This is a genomic window from Streptomyces sp. NPDC059909 (genome assembly GCF_042730885.1).
Classification (GTDB): Bacteria; Actinomycetota; Actinomycetes; order Streptomycetales; family Streptomycetaceae; genus Streptomyces.
In genome coordinates, this window is the sequence record NZ_JBHWKX010000014.1 from 52,561 (window position 1) to 74,674 (window position 22,114).

Annotated in this window: 15 protein-coding genes; 13 read left to right on the forward strand and 2 right to left on the reverse strand. The window is 70.8% G+C overall.

Features of this window, described 5'->3' with window-relative positions; translation table 11 throughout:
• Positions 1-172 precede the first annotated feature (172 nt).
• From ACFV9O_RS12705 to ACFV9O_RS12735, 7 genes are all read left to right on the forward strand, one after another.
• A complete protein-coding gene (locus ACFV9O_RS12705; RefSeq protein WP_385416135.1) occupies positions 173-1,291 on the forward strand; it encodes a DegT/DnrJ/EryC1/StrS family aminotransferase in 1,119 nt (372 codons plus the stop codon).
• Positions 1,288-2,304: a Gfo/Idh/MocA family protein gene (locus ACFV9O_RS12710; protein ID WP_385416138.1), complete on the forward strand. Its 1,017-nt coding sequence runs from the start codon at positions 1,288-1,290 to the stop codon at positions 2,302-2,304. The genes ACFV9O_RS12705 and ACFV9O_RS12710 overlap by 4 nt, the downstream gene beginning before the upstream one ends.
• Entirely contained in the window at positions 2,301-3,869 is a 1,569-nt protein-coding gene (locus ACFV9O_RS12715; RefSeq protein ID WP_385416140.1) for a glycosyltransferase family 4 protein, read from the forward strand. The genes ACFV9O_RS12710 and ACFV9O_RS12715 overlap by 4 nt, the downstream gene beginning before the upstream one ends.
• The gene (locus ACFV9O_RS12720; protein WP_385416143.1) at positions 3,853-5,484 is read left to right on the forward strand and encodes a glycosyltransferase family 2 protein; all 1,632 of its coding nucleotides are present in this window, start codon (positions 3,853-3,855) and stop codon (positions 5,482-5,484) included. The genes ACFV9O_RS12715 and ACFV9O_RS12720 overlap by 17 nt, the downstream gene beginning before the upstream one ends.
• On the forward strand, positions 5,481-6,764 hold the full coding sequence (locus ACFV9O_RS12725) for a nucleotide sugar dehydrogenase (RefSeq protein ID WP_385416145.1): 1,284 nt from the start codon (positions 5,481-5,483) through the stop codon (positions 6,762-6,764). Before ACFV9O_RS12720 ends, ACFV9O_RS12725 begins: the two co-directional genes overlap by 4 nt.
• 238 nt (positions 6,765-7,002) lie before the next feature.
• Entirely contained in the window at positions 7,003-8,298 is a 1,296-nt protein-coding gene (locus tag ACFV9O_RS12730) for a glycosyltransferase (RefSeq protein WP_385416294.1), read from the forward strand.
• On the forward strand, positions 8,295-10,439 hold the full coding sequence (locus ACFV9O_RS12735) for a glycosyltransferase (protein ID WP_385416148.1): 2,145 nt from the start codon (positions 8,295-8,297) through the stop codon (positions 10,437-10,439). Before ACFV9O_RS12730 ends, ACFV9O_RS12735 begins: the two co-directional genes overlap by 4 nt.
• 109 nt (positions 10,440-10,548) lie before the next feature.
• Here ACFV9O_RS12735 and ACFV9O_RS12740 read toward each other — a convergent pair whose 3' ends face one another.
• Both ACFV9O_RS12740 and ACFV9O_RS12745 read right to left on the reverse strand, forming a co-directional pair.
• Entirely contained in the window at positions 10,549-11,151 is a 603-nt protein-coding gene (locus tag ACFV9O_RS12740; RefSeq protein WP_385416151.1) for an acyltransferase, read from the reverse strand.
• 86 nt (positions 11,152-11,237) lie between these two features.
• Entirely contained in the window at positions 11,238-13,109 is a 1,872-nt protein-coding gene (locus tag ACFV9O_RS12745) for a hypothetical protein (protein WP_385416154.1), read from the reverse strand.
• A gap of 249 nt (positions 13,110-13,358) precedes the next feature.
• On the opposite strand from ACFV9O_RS12745, the gene rplU reads away from it, so the two are divergent.
• The 6 genes from rplU (at position 13,359) to ACFV9O_RS12775 (ending at position 21,919) form a co-directional block, all read left to right on the forward strand.
• Positions 13,359-13,679, forward strand: coding sequence for a 50S ribosomal protein L21 (gene rplU / locus ACFV9O_RS12750; protein WP_017944922.1), 321 nt, complete (start codon positions 13,359-13,361; stop codon positions 13,677-13,679).
• Between the two features lie 14 nt (positions 13,680-13,693).
• Positions 13,694-13,948 (forward strand): 50S ribosomal protein L27, encoded by a 255-nt coding sequence (rpmA, locus tag ACFV9O_RS12755; protein ID WP_189937709.1) that lies wholly within the window; start codon positions 13,694-13,696, stop codon positions 13,946-13,948.
• A 123-nt stretch (positions 13,949-14,071) separates the two neighbouring features.
• Positions 14,072-15,508: a GTPase ObgE gene (gene obgE / locus ACFV9O_RS12760; RefSeq protein WP_385416158.1), complete on the forward strand. Its 1,437-nt coding sequence runs from the start codon at positions 14,072-14,074 to the stop codon at positions 15,506-15,508.
• A gap of 185 nt (positions 15,509-15,693) precedes the next feature.
• Positions 15,694-17,910 (forward strand): glycosyltransferase family 4 protein, encoded by a 2,217-nt coding sequence (locus ACFV9O_RS12765; protein ID WP_385416160.1) that lies wholly within the window; start codon positions 15,694-15,696, stop codon positions 17,908-17,910.
• Between the two features lie 210 nt (positions 17,911-18,120).
• A complete protein-coding gene (locus ACFV9O_RS12770; protein ID WP_385416163.1) occupies positions 18,121-19,620 on the forward strand; it encodes an SDR family NAD(P)-dependent oxidoreductase in 1,500 nt (499 codons plus the stop codon).
• Between the two features lie 133 nt (positions 19,621-19,753).
• Positions 19,754-21,919 carry a hypothetical protein gene (locus tag ACFV9O_RS12775; RefSeq protein ID WP_385416166.1) on the forward strand — a complete coding sequence of 722 codons (2,166 nt, stop codon included), beginning with the start codon at positions 19,754-19,756 and terminating at the stop codon, positions 21,917-21,919.
• The last annotated feature ends 195 nt before the right edge of the window (positions 21,920-22,114 follow it).

The window sequence follows — 22,114 nt, forward strand, 5'->3', positions numbered from 1 at the left end:
CCCGGAGACTACGGTCGGTGACCGGCCCGGTTAAAGGGACAGACCGGTCCCAGCAATTCCTCGGTAGGGCGTCGGCCATCGCGCCGGAGGGGTACGCGCGGCCCACAGGACGCCCCGCAAACCCCGGACCTCTGCCACATAGAGCTCTTGCGGTGTTCAAGGAGGACGTCCAATGCCGAGCAGCAACGAGCAGCCCATCCCCGCTGCCCGCCCGGTCATCGGTGAAGAAGAGATCGAAGCCGCCGTACGCGTACTGCGCAGCGGCCGGGTCGTACAGGGCCCCGAGGTGGCCGCGTTCGAGGAGGGCTTCTCGGAGCTCGTGGAGGGCCGCCACTGCGTGGCCGTCAACTCCGGTACCTCCGCGCTGCACCTCCTTCTGATGGCTTTGGGTATCGGTCCGGGTGACGAGGTGATCGTCCCGTCGTTCTCGTTCGCCGCCTCGGCCAACGCGGTCCGCCTGGTCGGCGCCGACGTCGTCTTCGCCGACATCGAGGCGGACACGTACTGCCTCGACCCGGCCGCCGTCGAGGCCGCCATCACCCCGCGCACCGCCGCGATCATGCCGGTGCACCTGTACGGCCACCCGGCCGCGATGGACAAGATCATGGCCATCGCCGAGAAGCACAAGCTCGCCGTCGTCGAGGACGCCTGCCAGGCGCACGCGGCCGCGCTCAACGGCACCCCGGTCGGTGCCTTCGGCTCGGGCGGCACGTTCAGCTTCTACCCGACCAAGAACATGCACAGCCTCGAGGGCGGCATGATCTCCACGGCCGACGCCGAGATCGCCCGCACCCTCCGTCTGCTGCGCAACCAGGGCATGGAGCAGCGGTACGCGAACGAGATCGTCGGCGCCAACATGCGCATGACGGACGTCGCCGCCGCCGTCGGCCGCGTCCAGCTCTCGAAGCTGGGCGGCTGGACCGAGCAGCGCATCGCGAACGCCGCGTACCTCAGCGCGAACATCACCACGCCGAACGTGGTCACGCCGGTCGTCGCCGAGGGCGCGCGCCACATCTACCACCAGTACACGATCCGTGTCCGCGGTGACCGCGACGCCGTCATGGCGAAGCTCACCGAGGCGGGCGTCGGCAACGCCGTGTACTACCCGACCCCCATCCACCGGCTGAAGCCGTACTGGGAGCCGGACCAGAAGGCCGGCCGCAACTGGGACCTGCCCGAGACCGAGCGTGCGGCCGCCGAGGTCGTCTCGCTCCCCGTCCACCCCTCGCTGTCCGAGAACGACCTTGAGCGCATCGTCACCGCCGTGAACGCGCTGGGAGAGAATCTGTGACTGCCGCTGCACTGCGGACCGGGCTGATCGGCCTCGGTTCCATGGGACGCCACCACGCCCGCGTCCTGGCCGGTCTCGACGGCGTCGAGCTGGTCGCCGTCGTCGACCCGATGGGTGACAAGAACGGCTGGGCGCAGGGCGCCCCCGTGCTGTCGACCGTCGAGGAGCTGATCGCGCTCGGCATCGACTACGCCGTCGTCGCCTGCCCGACCGGGCTGCACGAGGAAGTCGGCCTGAAGCTGGCCGAGGCCGGCGTCGGCGCGCTCGTCGAGAAGCCGGTCGCGGACACCGTCGAGGGCGCCCGCCGCCTCGTCGAGGCCTTCGAGTCGCGCGGCCTGGTGGCCGGTGTCGGCCACATCGAGCGCTGCAACCCGGCGCTGCGGTCCCTGCGGTCCCGCCTGGAGGCCGGCGAGCTCGGCGACGTCTACCAGGTCGTCACCCGCCGCCAGGGCCCCTTCCCGCACCGCATCGCCGATGTCGGCGTCGTCAAGGACCTCGCCACCCACGACATCGACCTCACGGCCTGGGTCACCGGCCGCGAGTACACCTCGATCGCGGCGCACACGGTCTCCAAGTCCGGCCGCCCGCACGAGGACATGGTCTCCGCCGTCGGCAAGCTCAGCGACGGCACGATGGTCAGCCACCTCGTCAACTGGCTGAGCCCGCTCAAGGAGCGCTTCACCTCCGTCACCGGTGAGCGCGGCTGCTTCATCGCCGACACCCTCACCGCCGACCTGACGTTCTACTCGAACGCGGCCGTGACCACCGAGTGGGAGGCGCTGCGCGCGTTCCGCGGTGTCGCCGAGGGCGACATGATCCGGTACGCGATCCCGAAGCGCGAGCCGCTCCTCGTCGAGCACGAGCTGTTCCGTGACGCCGTCCTCGGCAAGTCGCAGGACATCTGCACGCTCCGCCAGGGTCTGCGCACCGTCGAGGTCGCCGCGGCCGTCATCGACTCCGCCAACACCGGCCTCACGGTGAAGCTCGAGAGCGGGGACCGCGCGAGCTCATGACCGCCGACCACACCGTATGGCCCGGCCGCGGTACGCGCGGCCGGATCGTGATGCTCGTCGACAACAGCGTCCACGGTGACTCCCGGGTCCAGAAGGCCGCGGCGTCCGCCGCCGCGGCCGGCTGGGACGTGATCCTGCTCGGCAAGTACTCGGGCAAGGGCGAGGACACCTGGAAGCTCGGTGACGCCGAGGTCCGGCTGATCCGGATGAACGCCAAGCTGTCCGTCAAGCCGAAGGACCTGCGCGCCGCGCCGCTGCGGCGGCCGCTCGCGTACTCCTCGGACCGGACCCACGCCTTCCGGGTGCAGCAGGTCAAGGCCTGGCGCGCGGATCTGCGGGTCCGCACCGACGAGCTGCGGGCGACGGGCAGCTCCGGGCTCGGCGCCCAGTTCACCAAGAACTGGCTGACCGTCCCCAAGGCCGCGTCCAAGGTCACCTCCAAGTGGGTGTCGCTGCGCGGCCGCGAGACCAAGAAGCTGGCGAAGATCAGGCGGACCCGCTCCGCGCCGCTGGACAAGCTCACCACCCGGTTCTGGCTCACCACCATGGGCGACCGGGCCTGGCGGCGGCTCGACCCGGGCGTATGGGACTTCGAGCTGAACTTCGGCCCCGTGATCGACGCGCTGAAGCCGGACCTGATCCACGCCAACGACTTCCGGATGCTCGGCGTCGGCGCCCGCGCCACGCTGCGCGCCCGCGCCGCCGGCCGGAACACCAAACTGGTCTGGGACGCCCACGAGTTCCTGCCCGGCGTCCGCTCCTGGGCGAACCAGCGCAAGCTCCCCGCGATGGTCGGGTACGAGCGCGAGCACGCCAAGTACGCGGACGCGGTCATGACCGTCTCCGGCGGACTCGCCGACCTGCTGCAGAAGACGCACGGACTGGCCGAGCGCCCGGCCGTCGTCCTCAACGCACCGGACGCCGAGGCCACCCAGAAGGTCATCGACGAGCCGGTCCCGGACATCCGCGAGCTGTGCGGTATCGGCCCCGACGTCCCGCTGCTCGTCTACAGCGGCCTGGCCGCCGCCCAGCGCGGCCTCGGCATCATGGTCGAGGGCCTGCCGCAGCTCCCGGACGCCCACGCGGTGTTCGTGTGCGGCGACCCCCAGGCGGCGTACGTCCGCGGACTGCTGAAGCGCGCCGAGGAACTCGGTGTGGGCGACCGCGTCCACGCCGTGCCGTACGTGCCGCACTGGCAGGTCGTGCCGTTCCTGTCGGGCGCCGACGTCGGCATCATCCCGATCCACCACTGGCCGAACCACGAGATCGCGCTGATCACCAAGTTCTTCGAGTACTCGCACGCGGGCCTGCCGCTCGTGGTGAGCGACGTGAGGACGATGGCGGAGGTCACCCGCGAGACCGGCCAGGGCGAGGTGTTCACCGCACAGGACACCGACGACTACGTGCGCGCGGTCAAGGCCGTGCTCGCCGACCCGAAGAAGTACACCAAGGCGTACGAGAAGGAAGGCCTGCTCGAAGGCTGGACCTGGGAGGCCCAGGCCAAGGTTCTCGACGGCGTCTACACGAGACTTCTTCAGGGAGCTGGGGATGACCGCAACCCCTGACGTCACCGTCGTCGTGGCCGTCTACAACACGATGCCGTACCTCACCGAGTGCCTGAACTCGCTGGTGGGGCAGAGCATCGGCGTGGACAGGCTGGAGGTCGTGGCCGTCGACGACGGCTCGACCGACGACAGCGGCCGGGAGCTCGACCGCTTCGCCGAGCGCTACCCCGGCACCGTGAAGGTGCTCCACCAGGCCAACTCCGGCGGCCCGGCCGCGCCCAGCAACCGGGCACTGGAGCTCGCCACCGGGCGCTACGTGTACTTCATCGGCTCCGACGACTACCTCGGCAGAGAGGCGCTGGAGCGGATGGTGGCCTGCGCCGACAAGCACGGCTCCGACGTCGTGGTGGGCAAGATGGTCGGCACCAACGGCCGCTACGTCCACCAGGCGCTCTACAAGAAGAGCGACCCGGACATCAGCCTGTACGACTCGGCGCTGCCGTTCACGCTGGCCAACACCAAGCTGTTCCGGCGCGAACTCGTGGAGCAGCACAAGCTGCGCTTCCCCGAGGACCTGCCGGTCGGCAGCGACCAGCCGTTCACCATCGAGGCCTGCGTACGGGCGAAGAAGATCTCGGTCCTCGCGGACTACACGTACTACTACGCGGTGAAGCGCGGCGACGCGAGCAACATCACGTACCGCGCCAACCATCTGGCGCGGCTGCGCTGCACCGCCGAGATCATGAAGTTCACGGCCGGTCTCATAGAGGCGGGCCCGCAGCGTGACGCGGTGTTCAAGCGCCACTTCACCTGGGAGCTCGCCAAGCTGGTCCAGGACGACTTCCCGGCCCTCGACCGGCAGACGCAGATCGAGGTCTGCGCCGGGATCGCCGCCCTCGCCGACGAGTACTTCACCGAGCCGCTGCGCGACTCGATGGACGTCAAGCGGCGGGTACGGATCGCGCTCGCCCAGCGCGGCGCCGTCACCGAGCTCGTCCGCGCCATCAGCGACGAGGCCGCCCACGGGGCGCCCCCGATGCTGCTGGAGCACGGCCGTGCGTATCTCCGCTACCCCGGCTTCCGTGACCCTGCCCTGGGCCTGCCCGACCGGCTCTTCGAGGTCATCGGCGAGTCCGTGCCCAAGCAGCTCGCCGACGGCACCGGGCTGGTCTCCGCCGAGTGGGAGCAGTCCGGCAAGGATCTGACGCTGGCCCTCGCGGTCCGCGTCCCGGTCGCCGGTGAGACGGACTCCGCCGTCATCCGGCTGGCCGGCAAGGCCATGCCGAAGAGCGCCGACAAGCCGGGAGCCCGCCGGCTGCCCGTCGGCACCGAACTCCCCGCCACGGCAGGGGAGTTGAGCCGTACCGCAACCGCCGACGGCACGGGGACGGTGCTCACCGCCCGGATCCCGGTCGAGCCCGTGCGGGCCAAGCTCGGCGTCCGCGCCTATCTGGACGTGGCAGGCTCGATGTACGAGGTCCCGGTGAAGACCCTGGGCCTGCCGCTGCCCCTGGCACGGCGCTGGCGAGAGAAGGTCCCGTACCGTGTCTCCGCCAACGCGAACGCCAAGGGACGGCTGGTGATCACCACGGCTCCGCTCTGGGAGTCCTCGTCCGGCGAGGGCGGCCGGCTGCGCCACTTGATGTCCCGTGTGAAGAGGAAACTGACCCGATGAATATCTGTGTAGTCGCGCTCGGCAAGATCGGGCTTCCGCTCGCCGTGCAGTTCGCCGCCAAGGGCCACAAGGTCATCGGCGCGGACGTCAACGAGAAGGTCGTCGAGCTGGTCAACGCCGGCACCGAGCCCTTCCCCGGCGAGCACGACCTGGACGTCAAGCTGAAGCAGGCCGTCGACGCCGGCCTGCTGTCCGCCACCACCGACACCGCTGCGGCGGTGGCCCGGTCCGAGGCCGTCGTGGTCGTCGTCCCGCTGTTCGTGGACGCCGAGGGCACCCCGGACTTCGGCTGGATGGACTCCGCCACGAAGGCGATCGCCAAGGGCCTCAAGCCCGGCACCCTCGTCTCGTACGAGACCACCCTGCCCGTCGGCACCACCCGCAACCGCTGGGCGCCGATGCTCCAGGAGGGCTCGGGCCTGACCCCCGGCCAGGACTTCCACCTGGTCTTCTCGCCGGAGCGCGTCCTCACCGGCCGCGTCTTCGCCGACCTGCGCCGCTACCCGAAGCTCGTCGGCGGCATCGACGAGGCCTCCACGAAGCACGGTGTGGAGTTCTACGAGCAGGTCCTCGACTTCGACGAGCGCGCCGACCTGCCGCAGGCCAACGGCGTGTGGGACCTCGGCACCGCCGAGGCCTCCGAGCTGGCCAAGCTCGCCGAGACCACCTACCGCGACGTCAACATCGGCCTGGCGAACCAGTTCGCGCGCTTCGCCGACAAGAACGACATCGACGTCAAGAAGGTCATCGAGGCCTGCAACTCGCAGCCGTACAGCCACATCCACCAGCCCGGCATCGCCGTCGGCGGCCACTGCATCCCGATCTACCCGCGGATGTACCTGTGGAACGACCCGGAGGCGACCGTCGTGCGCTCGGCCCGCGAGGCCAACGCCGCCATGCCGGAGTACGCCGTCGACCTGCTGGCCGCCGCCTACGGCGACCTGAAGGACGTGAACGTGCTGGTGCTCGGCGCCGCCTACCGCGGTGGCGTCAAGGAGACCGCCTTCTCCGGCGTCTACGGGGTCGTCGAGTCGCTGAAGGCGCGCGGCGCTGTGGCGTTCGTCTCGGACCCGATGTACACGGCCGAGGAGCTGGCCGCGCACGGCCTCACCCCGCACCAGGGCGAGAAGGTCACCGCCGCGATCCTCCAGGCCGACCACGCCGAGTACCGCGAGCTGGCCGCCTCCGACCTGCCGGACGTGACCGTCCTGGTCGACGGCCGCCGCACCACGGACCCGGCCCGCTGGGAGGGCGTCCGACGCGTCGTCATCGGCGGCTGACGGCTGAGAAACACGTCACATTCGTGGGCGTCCCCGGGTTTCCGGAGGGCGCCCACAGGCGTGCCCCGACCCAGCGCCGCAGCTCAGCGGGGCGTAGGCCGCGCCATGCTAGCGTTCTGGGGTGTCTCCCACCCCTGCTACCCAGCACACAGAGGTCCGTCCGAGTGACGGCGGCCGCAGGCATGTGATCTACCTGGCGATCGGTTTCCCGCCGGCCGCGAAGAGCTGTGCCTACCGGATGACCGAGACGGCAAACCAGTTCATCGCCCAGGGCTGGGACGTCACCGTGGTGACCATCCAGCAGGAGTCCTGGGAGCGTGACTTCGGTCTCGACCACACCCTCTCCGAGCGCGTCGACCCGCGCGTCCGCGTCGTCGAGCTGCCGCTCGTACGCGAGGACCTCGAGACGGACCTGCGGAGGTTCTCCGAGGGCCGTGCGCTGAACCCCGGCAAGTGGGTTCAGGAGTACCGCGCATCGGGCATGAAGGCCTTCCCGGAGCCGATCTACGGCGGCTGGCGCTACGACCTGGAGAAGGCCGTCCAGCGACTGCACCGGGAGAAGAAGGCCGACCTGGTCCTCGCCACCTGCGTCCCGTACGTGAACATGGCCGCCGCGCTCAAGCTGTGGGAGACCGCACGCGTTCCGTACGCCATCGACTTCCGCGACGGCTGGTCCGTCGACGTCATCGACGGCGGCGAGGCCTTCAACCCCGACTCGGTGTCCGGCAAGTGGGAGCGCAAGGTCCTCACCCACGCCGTGTCGCACTGGCTGGTCAACGACCCGATCGCCGACTGGTACCGGGAGCGCTACCCCGACCTCGCCCACAAGATCCACGTCGTGCGCAACGGGTACGACGAGGCCAGCGTGCCCGCCACGACCCGCGCGCCCGACCCGGAGAAGGGCCTGGTCTTCGGCCATCTCGGAGTGGTGACCTCACCCCCCAGGATCCTCAGGGCCGTGCTCGACGGCTGGCGCATCGCCCGGGAGCGGGACCCGCTCGTCGCCCGCTCCAGCCTGGAGATCCGCGGCCAGATCGGCTCCGGCGCGCACCGCGAGGCCAACGCCCACATGGAGCTGATCCGGCAGTCCGCCGGCGACGCGGTCTCCTTCGGTGGCCCCGCCCCCAAGGCCGAGGTGCCGGAGATCTTCGCCTCCTGGGACGTACTCCTCCTGATGATCATGGGCGGCAAGTACATGACCTCGGGCAAGGTGTACGAGTACATGGCCACCGGCCTGCCCGTGATGTCCGCGCACAAGGTCGAGCACGACGCCACGACCGTGATGACCGGACACCCCCTGTGGACCGGCGCCTGCGGCTTCGACCCCGAGAAGCTCGCCGACCTCTACTCCACCGCCGCGCGCATCGCGTTCGAGGCGACGGACGAGGAGCGGGCCGCGGCGAAGGCGCACGCCGCTCAGTACGCACGAGCGGCCCAGATGGGCCCTGCAGTCCGCAAGCTGACGGAACTGGTGACGTCCGGACACGCGTCCCCTTCCCTGCGGACCAATGACGTGGAGGGCCTCCCCGCATGATCGACGTACTCCTGATCGCGGGCAACGTGCCACAGCCCGCGGTCCTGAAGGCATCCCTGGACAAGTTCCGCGAGGCCGGCGCCACCGTCCGGCTCGCCGGACTGTTCGACCTCGCGGACATCGACACCGACGGCCTCGAGCTCGCGGCCCTGCACTCGCTGCCCGAGGCCGGCGAGGCGCACGGCGAGAAGTTCGTCAAGGCCGCCCAGAAGGGCTCCGCGCTCAGCCGCACGTGGAAGTTCATCCAGCGGGACGGCTGGGTGCGCTCCCGGGCCCGCACGGCGGACGTCCTCGTCGCGCTCGACCAGCCCGCGGTCTACTCGGTCTGGCGGCTCGCCCAGCGCAACCGGCGCGCCGACGCGGTATTCGGCATCGCCCCCGCCCTCAAGGCGGTCGCCGACCGCCGTGAGCGTCCCGGGCACTACGCGCTCCGCAACGTCTACCGCAGCCTCCCGTCGCCCGTCGCGGCCGCCCGGGGCGTCTCGCGCACGGCCCGCCGCGGCGCCAACGGCGTGTACCAGAAGGCGACATCGCCGCGCGTGCTGCGCACCTCGGTCGGCGCCAAGGCCTGGCGGGCCGTCGTGTCCGCCCCCCGCGTGCCCGACGGCCCCCGTGCCGTACTGGCGCACCGGGTCAGCCACAGCATGTCCAAGGGCGGCCGCAAGGCCGGCGCCTCGATGGTGCTGAACTCCGCCGCCGCCCGCGTCGCCGACAAGACGCTCAGGGCGGAGCTGCTCGCCGAGGCCGCCCGCAAGGACATCGCCCGCGGCCACGACGACCCGAAGGCGCGCACCCAGGCGATCAAGGCCCTCCTCGCCCTCGCCGACCAGCACTACGCCGGCCACGACGCCAAGCAGGCCGCGCACGCCCTGTCCTCGGCGCTGACGCTGGCCTTCCACCGGGCCCTGCACTTCGACGACCTGTCGTCGCCGCTCAGCTCCGACACCGCGGGCTACATGGCGCCGTTCCGCGCCAGCAAGTCCTTCGCCGCGCTCTCGGCGCCGCGCGGCCGCGAGGTGCCCGCAGCGACCGGCCTGCCGGCCGACCGTCCGCTGCGGCTGCTGGTCACCACGTACTCCAACGCCAACTTCCTCAAGCCGATCATGGACCGGTACGCCGACCATCCCGGCGTGGAGATCCGCTTCCTCGACCTCAAGGAGGACGAGGAGCTGCGCCCGCTCGCCAAGGGCGGCCAGCGGATGATGGAGTACCTGCTCGGCGGCCAGCGCGGCTTCGGCAACAAGGTCGAGGACGCGCTGCGGCCCCACCTGGACTGGGCCGACACCGTCTTCGTCGACTGGGCCACCAACGCCGCCGCGCTGTTCACGCTCGTCGACCCGGGCACGACCCGGATCGTCGTACGGCTGCACAGCTACGAGGCATGGACCTTCTGGCCGCACCTCGTCGACCGCTCCCGCATCGACGACCTGGTCTTCGTCGGCGACCACCTGCGCGACCTGGCGGCGGACATACTCCCCGACCTGCACGAGCCCGGCGGCCCTCGGCTGCACGTCATCGCCAACGCGATGGACCTGGAGCGCTATCAGCGCCCGAAGACCAGCACGGACGCCCGCTTCACGCTCGGCCTCGTGGGCGTCAGCGCCGTCGCCAAGGACCCCCGCTGGGCCCTCGACGTCCTGCGGGAACTGCGCAGGCACGACAGCCGCTACCGCATGGTCATCGTCGGCGACGGTCTCGACCGCAAGGCCAGCGCCGCCGCCCGCCGCTACGACGACCTCCTGCGCGAGGACCTCGACGAGCTGGAGGCCGAGGGCGCGGTCGAGCTGTACGGCCGCACCGAGGACGTGCCCGGCGCGCTCACCGGGGTCGGCGTCATCCTCAGCAGCTCGGTCCGCGAGAGCTTCCACTGCGCCCTGGTCGAGGGCGCGGTCAGCGGGGCGCTTCCAGTGGTCCGCGACTGGCCCTTCTTCGCGGGCAAGGAGAACGGCGCACGGACGCTGTACCCGGCCGACTGGATCGTCACGACGCCCACGGAGGCGGCGGAGCGGATCCTCGAGTGGACGGGCTCCGAGGAGCGCTGGCGCGAGGCCACGGCCGGGGCGGCGAAGCTGTCGCTGACGACCTGGGACTGGTCGGTCGTGAGCATGGAGTTCGACCGGCTGCTGCTCGGCGAGGGCTGAGACTCCTTCGGGTACGTACCCGGGAACGCATGTCGGCCCCGCACCACCCTCAGGTGGCGCGGGGCCGACATGCTTTCCGCCGCTTCCGCCTTTTCCGTCCGCAGACGGCTCAGCCGGCGCGCTCGGTCAGGACGCCGTCCTTCTCGTCGAACAGCGCACCGGTCTGCGGGCACTCCCACACCCCCGGCTCGCCCTCGCGCTCGGTCAGACGGACGCCCGCCGGGCCGACCCAGCCGATCTGCCGCGCCGGGACGCCGACGACCAGCGCGAAGTCCGGCACGTCCTTGGTGACGACCGCGCCGGCCGCGACCATGGCCCACCGGCCGATCTCGAGCGGGGCCACACACACCGCGCGCGCGCCGATCGAGGCCCCGTCGGCGATCTTCACGCCGACGGCCTCCCAGTCGCCGCCGCGCTTCTGCTTGCCCTCGGGGTCGACCGAGCGCGGGTTGTGGTCGTTCGTGAGGACCACCGCGGGACCGATGAAGACACCGTTCCCGAGCTCGGCCGGCTCATAGACCAGGGCGTAGTTCTGGAGCTTGCAGTTGTCGCCCATGCGCACGTCCGTGCCGACGTACGCACCACGGCCGATCACACAGCCCTCACCGAGGCGGGCGCCCTCGCGGATCTGGGCGAGCTCCCACACGCTGCTGCCGGCGCCGATCTCGGCAGTCTCGTCGACCTGGGCGGTGGGCTGGACCCTGTAGTTCACTTCTCTGCCTTCCGGTGTCTGGCTTCGCCCGGCGAGCATACGCCGCCCCGGAGGCCAGGGATCCGGCCTGATCCACAAGACAGGCCCTAGTGGCGCTGCCGCTCCTTACGGGCCGAGGCGAGCTGTGCGCCGAAGTGGAGCGTCACCAAGGAGACGAGGACGGAGCGCAGAACGCCGATGCCGGGGGACCACCAGGCCCACGCCGCGGCCGCGCCGAAGAAGACGAAGGCCAGGGTGCGCAGGAGCCACCAGCGCCTCGGGCGCGGCGCCGGGCCGGTCCCGGGCTTGGAGGTGAGCAGCCGGTCCGGGTCGTCCACCATCGTGTCCCGCATGCCCGCGAGGAGCCCGCGGCGTTCCAGCAGCCGGGCGCCGGGGACGTCCGCCAGCACGTCGGGGCGGTCGCCGAAGCCGTCCGGGAGCGACGGGAGGCCGAGGGCGGCGACGAGATCCGCCTGGCGGCGGAACGGGGCGTCGGAGGAGCGCAGCAGACCCGTCAGGGGACGGGGGTCCTCGATCGCGAAGACCCTGGCGAGGGCGGCGGCCTTCGCGGCGGCGGTGGCGTGGTCGCCGACGGGCGCGGCAGGGTCCCATTCGTGCGTGACGACCCCCTTTCCCTTGTGGAGGAGGGTGAACCCGGCGCGGTCGCCGATCCGGCGCAGCACGAGGGCGGGCCACTTCTCGCCGGTGGTGAAGGTGTCGGCCGCCGCGGTGAGCCGGTCGCCGCCGATCAGCGTCGCCCGCCGGCCGGGGGACTCGTCGGGCGCGAGCGCCACATAGCTGGCCGTTCCGCCGGCCGGGGCGATCCGCAGCGGGATCCCGCAGAGCAGGGCCGCCTCGGCGACCTTCGCCGGCGGCGCCGTGGCAACGGCCAGCAGATGGACGGGGGGACCGGCGGGGACAGCCGTGGGGGTTCCGGTGACGGCCTTGGGCGGTGAGGAGAAGAACGGGACGCGGCTCGCTATCTGCATCCGTACGCCCGTACGGAACTCCAGGAACTCCTCGCGGGCGTCGCCGAAATACCCCCAGGGGCCCGAACGCGCGTGCACCCCGATCGCCCGGAAGACGTCCAGCGCCTCCTCGAACCGCCGGGCGAGGATCAGCATCAGCGCGAGATCGTTGCGGAACCCGGCCGCCTCCGGGTCGCCCGGGTCGTAGAACGAGGACAGCTCCAGCGCCCGGTCCACCGCGGCGTCGATCCGGGACCGGTCGATCGGGCCGTCCTCGGTGCCCGAGGCCACGACGTCGTACTCGATGGCGGCGTCGAGCGGCAGGGCGTGCAGCAGGGAACCCGGCAGGGCCTCGGTGGCGGCCCGTTCCGCGAACGCGAACATCTCCTCGTGCGAGCCGTACCACTTGTCGCACAGATACTGCAGGGCGGTGGCGTGGCAGCCGTAGTGGTGCGGGGCGCGCGCGGTCGCCTCCTCCCAGTACGCGTCGAAGACCTCGCGCGGCGCCTGGATCCCGCGGGCGTGGGTGAGGGCGATCCGCCACGGCACGGGGTCATCGGGGTTGAGCTCCGCGGCGGCGCCGATCACCGGGACGGCGTCCTCGAGCAGCGCGAAGAACGCCTGGAACTGGTCGCGCGACACATGCCGGGCGCGCGCCCCGGTCCGTACCGCCCATGCCCGGTCGATGCACAGATCGGCCTTGACCAGCATGGCGTCCGGGTCCTCGGGGGACTCGTCGAGCCAGGCCTCCAGCCAGCCGGGGTTGTGCAGCGCGGACTCGGCCAGCACGCCCACATAGGAGCTGCGGCGCTCCCACTCGGCACCGAGCCGGGTCGCGGCGAGCAGCTCACGGGCGGGCCCGTGGTCGCCGGCGGTGGCCGCGGAGACGGCGGCACGCAGCGCGGCGGGCGGCTCGTCGAGGAGCACGGCCTCGTCCGGGGGCAGATCGGCACCGATGGCGGATCCGTGGCGCAGCAGACGTGGCATGGTGATCAGGGAGCGCAGGGACACGAGTGCTCATTCAACAGGCGCGGGTACTCGACCACCAGATGTTCCGCTGGTAGGGAGCCGGTTTGACCCCTTGGGGCATGGCCCGTAACCTTGACCGTCGGCGTGTTTCCATGCACGCCAGCTTCTGAGCACCTCCCTCCCGACCTCGGGTCGGGAGAGGCCGTCCATCCATTGCGGACAGTCGCGGGCCCCGGCCCGTTCGGACGGCTGGCATCAGGGGTTCCCGTTCCGAGCGAGAGAGAGATCCGCGTGTACGCCATCGTGCGCAGCGGTGGTCGCCAGCACAAGGTTGCTGTCGGCGACATCGTTGAGGTTGACAAGATTTCCACTGCCAAGGTTGGCGACACGGTCGAGCTCTCGACCCTGCTCGTTGTCGACGGCGACGCTGTGACCAGCGACCCGTGGGTGCTGGCCGGCATCAAGGTCCAGGCCGAGGTCGTGGACCACCACAAGGGCGCCAAGATCGACATCCTGCGCTACAAGAACAAGACCGGCTACCGCCGTCGTCAGGGCCACCGCCAGCAGTACACGGCGATCAAGGTCACGGCGATCCCCACGGCTGCGAAGTAAGGGACTGAGGAGAGATGGCACACAAGAAGGGCGCATCGTCCACCCGGAACGGTCGCGACTCCAACGCTCAGCGGCTCGGCGTGAAGCGCTTCGGCGGTCAGGTCGTCAACGCCGGTGAGATCCTGGTCCGTCAGCGCGGCACCCACTTCCACCCGGGTTCGGGCGTCGGCCGCGGCGGCGACGACACGCTGTTCGCGCTGCAGGCCGGTGCGGTGGAGTTCGGTACCCACCGTGGCCGCAAGGTCGTGAACATCGTTCCGGTCGCCTGATCGGTTCTTCGCGAGGGGCGGACCTCACTTCCCGTTCGGGAAGTGGGTCCGCCTTTCGCATGTTGTGCACATAGACACTGCACGAGAAGACTTTCCGTACGTATTTCATCTGGAGGCACATCCATGACCACCTTCGTGGACCGCGTCGAGCTGCATGTCGCCGCGGGTAACGGAGGCCACGGCTGCGCCTCCGTACACCGTGAGAAGTTCAAGCCCCTCGGCGGGCCGGACGGCGGCAACGGCGGCCGTGGCGGTGACGTCATCCTCACCGTCGACCAGTCCGTCACGACGCTGATCGACTACCACCACTCCCCGCACCGCAAGGCCACCAACGGCAAGCCGGGCGAGGGAGGCAACCGCTCCGGCAAGGACGGCCAGGACCTGGTGCTTCCGGTGCCGGACGGCACGGTGGTCCTGGACAAGCAGGGCAATGTGCTGGCCGACCTGGTCGGCCAGGGCACGACGTACGTGGCCGCCGACGGCGGCCGCGGCGGCCTCGGCAACGCGGCGCTGGCCTCGGCCCGCCGCAAGGCGCCCGGCTTCGCGCTGCTCGGCGAGCCGGGGCGCGCGGGCGACATCGTGCTGGAGCTCAAGACCGTCGCGGACGTGGCACTGGTCGGCTACCCGAGCGCGGGCAAGTCCTCGCTGATCTCGGTGCTGTCCGCCGCCAAGCCGAAGATCGCGGACTACCCCTTCACGACGCTCGTCCCGAACCTGGGCGTCGTCACCGCCGGCTCCACCGTCTACACGATCGCGGACGTCCCCGGCCTGATCCCGGGCGCCAGCCAGGGCAGGGGCCTCGGCCTGGAGTTCCTGCGCCACGTCGAGCGCTGCTCGGTGCTCGTCCACGTCCTGGACACGGCGACGCTGGAGTCCGAGCGGGACCCGGCGACCGACCTCGACGTCATCGAGGAGGAGCTGAAGCAGTACGGCGGGCTGGACGACCGTCCTCGTATCGTCGTTCTGAACAAGATCGACATCCCGGACGGCAAGGACCTCGCGGACATGATCCGCCCCGACCTGGAGGAGCGCGGCTACCGCGTCTTCGAGGTGTCGGCGCTCGCGCGTACGGGCCTGAAGGAGCTGTCCTTCGCGCTGGCCGAGATCGTGGCGGCGGCGCGCGCGGCCAAGCCGAAGGAGGAGGCGACCCGGATCGTCATCCGCCCGAAGGCGGTCGACGACGCGGGCTTCACGGTCACGCAGGAGGAGGACGGCCTCTTCCGCGTGCGCGGCGAGAAGCCGGAGCGCTGGGTGCGCCAGACGGACTTCAACAACGACGAGGCGGTCGGCTACCTCGCGGACCGGCTCAACCGCCTCGGCGTCGAGGACGAGCTGATGAAGGCGGGCGCCCGGGCGGGCGACGGCGTGGCCATCGGCCCCGAGGACGACGCGGTCGTCTTCGACTGGGAGCCGACGATGATGGCCGGCGCGGAGATGCTCGGCCGCCGTGGCGAGGACCACCGCCTCGAGGCCCCGCGCCCCGCGGCCCAGCGCCGCAAGGACCGCGACGCCGAACGGGACGAGGCACAGCGCGAGTTCGACGACTTCGACCCGTTCTAGGACGTGGGGTCCGTCCCCAGCAGCCGAGAGGGGCCCCTTCGGGGGCCCCTCTCGCGTCCGGGGAGCGGGGCGGGCAAGAATCCGCTCCGTTCGGATCCGTGTGTGGCACAACCTGTCGCCCCCCATCACCGTCTTGTACGCGGGGGTGGGGCGCAGGTGCCCCAGCACAACTGAACGGAGCGTTGATGAAGGTCTCCTTCCTCATCCACACCATCTACGGCATCGGCGGCACTATCCGCACCACGCTCAACCTCGCGGAAGAGCTCGCCGGCCGGCACGAGGTGGAGATCGTCTCCGTGTTCCGGCACCGCGACGAGCCGCTCTTCGCGATCGACCCGCGCATCACCGTCGTACCGCTCGTCGACACCCGCCCCGGCTCCGGGACGAACGAGCAGGAGCACCCCCTCGCGCTGCGGCCGGCCGAGCACTTTCCGGCTCACGAGGCGCGCTTCAAGGAGTACAGCCGGCTGACCGACGAGCGGGTGCGGGACCACTACGCCGCCTCGGACGCGGACGTCGTCATCGGTACCCGGCCCGGACTCGTCGCGTACATCGCCCAGTTCGCGCGGGAGCGCGCCGTGCTCATCGGCCAGGAGCACATGACCCACAACCACCACAAGCCCGCGCTGCGCGCCGAGATGCGCGGGCATCTCGCCGCCGTCGACGCGTACGTCACCGTCTCGGAGGGCGACGCTGCGGTGTGGCGGGAGCGGATGCCGCTGCCCGGCACCCGGGTGCCGGCGATTCCGAACAGCGTGCCCGAGCCCGTGGTCGCCCCCTCCGACGGCAGCGGGACCACGGTCGTCGCGGCCGGGCGGCTCGCGGCGGAGAAGCAGTACGAGGTGCTGATCGAGGCGTTCGGCAAGGTCGTCGCCGTGCGGCCGGAGTGGACCCTGCGCATCTGCGGCTGGGGCAACCAGAAGGAACGGCTCCGCAGACGCATCGACCAACTCGGCCTCTACAACAGCGTTCAGCTCATGGGCCCGCGCTCGCCGATCGAGCCCGAGTGGGTCAAGGGCGCGATCGCCGTGTCCACGTCCCGCCATGAGTCCTTCGGCATGACACTCGTCGAGGCGATGCGCTGCGGGCTGCCCGTGGTGAGCACCGACTGCGACTACGGCCCCCGCGAGATCGTCGAGGACGGCGTCGACGGGCTGCTCGTCCCCGTGGGTGACATCGATGCCATCGCCGCGGCACTTCTCCGGCTCATCGACGACGAGGAGTTGCGCCGCCGTATGGGGGCGGCCGCCCGAGAGCACGCGCGACGCTTCGACCCGGGCCCGGTGGCCAAGCGGTACGAGGAGCTCTTCGCCGAACTGGGCGCGGCGACCCGCACCGGCGGGGTGGCCGACGACGGCGGCGCGGCGGGGGACGGCGCGGCGGCCGGGGGCGGCGACACGGCCGCTGGTGCCGGGTCCGAAGCAGACGCCATGGTCCGTCGCGACGTCTCCGCCGGGCCTGCCGTCCCGGCCGAGTCCGCGTCGGCCGGGCCCGCCGGCTCTGCCGGGCCCGCCGGCTCTGCCGAGGCCCCCGCCTTCACGCCCGTCGCGGACTGCGTCGCCGAAGCCGACGGCAGTCTCACCGTCACCCTGGTCGCCCCTGACGCGGCGGCGGTCACCCACCCCGGACTGCGCCTGGTCTGCGAGCATGCGGGCGGGAAGGCGGAGGACCGTGTCTTCCCGTTCCGGGCTGACGGAACGGCAACCGTCCCCGCGGACGAGGACTTTGCCGACGGTGGCTGGATCTGCCACGCCGACCAGCCCTCCTCGGGCCTGCGCGTGGGCATCCTCGCCCGCGCGGTCGACCAGCGCGGATCGATGAACGCGTCCCGGCGCATCGCGCCCGGCAGCGGCATCCGTCACGTCGTCCCCTATATCCGTACGCCCGCGAACCTGCTCGCCCTGCGCTCCTGGGTGCGGCCCGTCCACGCCGAGGCCGGCGACATCGCCGTCGCGGGCCGGAGCATCACCGTGTCCGGACGCTTCTACGGCCCTGGGGAGCGCGGAGCACTCGGCGACCACCCCGTCCTTCTGCTCCGCCGCCGTAGTTCGGAGCCCGCCGAGCTGGAGTTCCCCGGCGTCCGGGACGGCGCGCACGGCTTCCGCTGCACCCTGTCCGTCCCAGCGGTGGCCGAGCGCCGCCGCGCCGACAAGGAGCGCTGGGAGCTGTGGCTGCGGTACGCCACGGACGCGGAGCCGGTCCGCATCGGCAGGGTCGTCGACGACGTGGTCGTGAAGGGGACGGTCTTCACGTATCCGCCGGTGCTGGTGCAGCGGCCGCGCTCGTTCGTCCAGCTCCGGCGGGCCCTGCGCAGGGTCCGTGGCCGCCGCCAGCTCCTGGTCTCGGCGAAACTCGTATACGACCAGCAGAACGCCCTCGCACTGGACGTCGCCGACCAGTGACGCGGGCGTGACGGACCTTCCGGGGCGGCCTCGTACATCTGTGGTGTCAATCACCCCGGCGGGTCGGCGGGCACTAGCCAACACCCCTGGCCACCCGGTGAACAGACGGTTTCGAGAGGGTGTGGAGGGTCCGATGTCCACCTTGCGGGACGGTCACGGAGAGTGCGACCATCACACCGTCCCCCAGTCATCGCAAGGTAGAGGTCGTCTGTGTCCGTGCCGCACGAAGCCAAGCCCCGCACCACAGCAGTCGTGCTCGCCGGTGGTACCGGCCAGCGCGTGGGACTCGCGATCCCGAAGCAGCTGCTGAAGATCGCCGGCAAGGCCGTCATCGAGCACACGCTGACGATCTTCGAACAGGCCGAGACCATCGACGACGTGATCGTGCTGATGGCACCGGGCTTTGTGCCCGACGTCGAGAAGATCATCGCCAAGGCGGGACTGACCAAGGTCAGCAGGGTCATCGAGGGCGGAGCGACTCGCAACGAGACGACCGAGCGCGCCATCGCCGCCCTCAGCGAAGGCCTCGCGGAGGGCGAGGACGCCAATGTCCTCTTCCATGACGCGGTGCGTCCGCTTCTGTCACAGCGAGTGATCGCGGACTGTGTCACCGCCCTGGAGCGCTACCAGGCCGTCGACGTCGCCATCCCCTCCGCGGACACGATCATCGTGACCCGCACCCACGGCGAGGACGGCGAGTTCATCACCGAGATCCCGGACCGCTCCCGGCTGCGCCGCGGCCAGACTCCGCAGGCCTTCAAGCTGTCCACGATCCGCAGGGCGTACGAGATCGCCGCGGGCGACCCCAACTTCCAGGCCACCGACGACTGCAGCGTCGTGCTCAAGTACCTGCCCGACGTGCCGATCTACGTCGTCGCGGGTGACGAGTACAACATGAAGGTCACCCAGCCCGTCGACGTCTTCATCGCCGACAAGCTCTTCCAGCTCGCCTCCACCGCCGCCCCGCGCCAGGCCGACGAGGCCGCCTACCGCGAGCTGCTCGCCGGCAAGACCCTGGTCGTCTTCGGCGGCTCGTACGGCATCGGCGCGGACATCGCCGCCCTCGCCGAGCGGTACGGCGCGAAGGTCTACGCCCTGGGCCGCTCCACCACGGGCACCCACGTCGAGAACCCGGAGCACGTGGACGACGCGCTGTCGCAGGCGTACGGCGAGAGCGGCCGTATCGACTACGTCATCAACACCGCGGGCGTGCTGCGCATCGGCAAGCTCGCCGAGACCGACAACGCGACGATCCAGGAAGCGCTGAACGTCAATTACCTGGCGCCCGTCCAGATTGCGCGTGCTTCGTACAAGTATCTGGCCGAGACGAAGGGGCAGCTGCTTCTCTACACCTCTTCCAGCTACACCCGCGGCCGCGCCGAATACAGCCTTTACTCGTCCACCAAGGCGGCCATGGTGAATCTCACCCAGGCCCTTGCCGACGAATGGGCGGCCGACGGAATCCGTGTGAATTGCGTCAATCCGGAGCGCACCGCGACGCCGATGCGCACCAAGGCGTTCGGCCAGGAGCCCGCCGGTTCGCTGCTCTCCTCCGAGGCCGTCGCCCGTACCTCGCTTGATGTGCTGCTCTCCGAGCTCACCGGCCATGTCATCGACGTACGCCAGCAGGACCCGACCCGCGAGGCGAGCGAGGCCTCCGGATTCGAGCAGGCGCTGGCGTCCGTTCTTGACCGGCAGGGGGATGTGTAATAATCCTCCGTTAATGAACTAATTCGGGCCTCTGTTGTCGCCTCGGCGAATACAGAGGCCCGAGTTCGTGAAGCTCCCCCTTCACATTTCCCGCATAACGTGAATCAACCGGCACCTTTGGAGCAGGTTCTACGTGATTTCGACCGCCATTCGCCTGGCACGTGTGGGCAGCCGGTCCGAGCTGGCCGCGGCAGTCCTGATGGGACTGGGCTACCCGTGCGTCATGATCGCCGCACTGATCCCGAGCATCTGGATGTTCGCGGCGGCCGCCGCCGTGACCTATGCCGCGGACTGGTTCCTGCACCAGCGCGGCAGCTACCTGGTCAACCGGCTCAACAAGGTCCGGGCCGGTCTGCCGATCCGCTTCCTGCTCCGCCAGCTGCTGCTGATCCTGCTCCTCGCCCGCGAGGGCCTCGCCGAGCAGCCGCTCTTCTACGCGGCGGTCGCCTGCTTCCTGCTCTTCTACGGTCTGCAGGCCCCGCACGGTGCGCTGACCACCCTGATCAGGCTGCGCCGGACGATGCCGGTCGTCACCCGTAACGTCGACCTCAACGCCGTACGCATCCCGGACGCCCCGCCACGCGCCCTGCTGCGCCGCTCCGGCGAGAAGATGCTGCACCTCGACATCCCGGCGGTGGCAGGCGTGATCATCGCGGCCGCGACCGGGCACTACCTGGTCGGCTACGTCGGCACGGCCGTCACCATCGGCCTCGGCCTGCTCTACACAGCGGCCCTCGTGCCGTATCTGCGCCGCAAGCGCCGGGTGCCGCCCGCGCCCGCGGTGCTCAAGGCCGTGCAGAAGTGGCTGAGCGAGTACCAGCCCACCGTCGCCCTGTACTTCTCCGGCTCCGACGAGTCCGCGTACCAGGTCAACATGTGGCTGGAGTCGATGGAGGGGATCGAGGGCCGGCCGATCGTCATCATGCGCGAGCGGAGTCTCGTCGCGAAGCTCAACGAGACCTCCGTGCCGATCCTGTGCGTCCCCGGCGGCCAGCACCTGATGGCGATGAACCTCGACACGGTCCGTGTCACGCTCTACCCGGCCAACGTCGGCAAGAACATCCACATGCTCCGCGTCCCGACCATGAAGCACGTCTTCATCGGCCACGGCGACAGCGACAAGCTCGCCAGCGTCAACCCCTACTCCAAGGTGTACGACGAGGTGTGGACCGCGGGCCGGGCCGGGCGCGACCGGTACGCGCTGGCCGACGTCGGCGTCCGTGACGACGACATCGTCGAGGTGGGCCGCCCGCAGCTCGCTCCCATCAAGACCTGGACGGGGACGCCCAAGAACCCGATCCCGACCATCCTGTACGCCCCCACCTGGGAGGGCTGGGACAACAACCCCGGCAACACCTCCCTGCTGCTCGCGGGCGAGAACATCGTCCGGCGGCTCCTCGAGGCCGAGCAGCCGGTGCGTGTCATCTACAAGCCGCACCCCTTCACCGGCATCCGCAACAAGAAGGCCCTGGCCGTCCACGAGCGGATCACGGCGATGGTGCAGAAGGCCGCCGCCGAGCGCGCCACCGACCCGCGCTGGGCCGAGCAGGCCGCCGCCGCACAGTCCGGCCAGGCCGCCGCGCGCGCCGAACTGGCTCGCGTCGAGGCCCGGCTGGCCGAGCTGACCAAGCCCGGGCGCGCGGGCGGCGACGAGGCGGAGGAGTCGCGGGTCTCCCTCGCCGATCCCCAGCGGCTCGCCGAGATCAAGACGCTCCGGGCCGAGTGGAACGGCGCGTACTGGCGCTCCTTCGGCTGGTGGGAGCACCGGGTCGTCACGGGCTCCGAGCCCAAGTTGTACGACTGCTTCAACGAGTCCGACGGCATGGTCTCCGACATCTCCAGCGTCGTCTCGGACTTCATCGCGAGCGGCAAGCCGTACGCGGTGACGGACTCGGCGGAGCTGGGCGTGGAGGAGTTCAAGCGGCAGAACACGGCCGTACGCGCAGCGGTCATCCTCTCCAACAGTGCCGAGGAGCTCGACCGGCTGCTCGCCGCCGTGGCCGACCCGGCCGCCGACACTCCGGCGGAGGCGCGCCGCGAACTGAAGCAGTACCTGCTCGGGCCCGACGAGCCCACGTCGATCGAGCAGTTCAACGCGGCGGTAAGGGCGCTGACGGCCAAGGCCGAGGCGCGCAACGCCGGTGTGGCGCAGCGCATCGGGACGCAGGCGATCGGTGAGCTCGACCGGGAGTCGGACTCCGAGGCACCCGGTACCGTCGGCGCCGAGGGCAACGGCGCCGTGGAAGGCGGCGACAGCGAGGGCAACGGCGCGGAAGCGACGGCCACGGCGGCCCGCTGAGCGGTGTGTTCCGTGGCCCGCTGAACCACGTTCGTGGCCGCTGACCGCACCGGTGGCCGCCCGGTCGGCCGAACGGCCCGTAAGTCTCCCCGGCAGGGGCGGACTTACGGGCCGTTGCGCGTGCCGTCACACCGCTGATACATGCGCTGGGCACCATGTGCGGATGTCCGACAGCCGATCCCTTCCAGAGGCCGC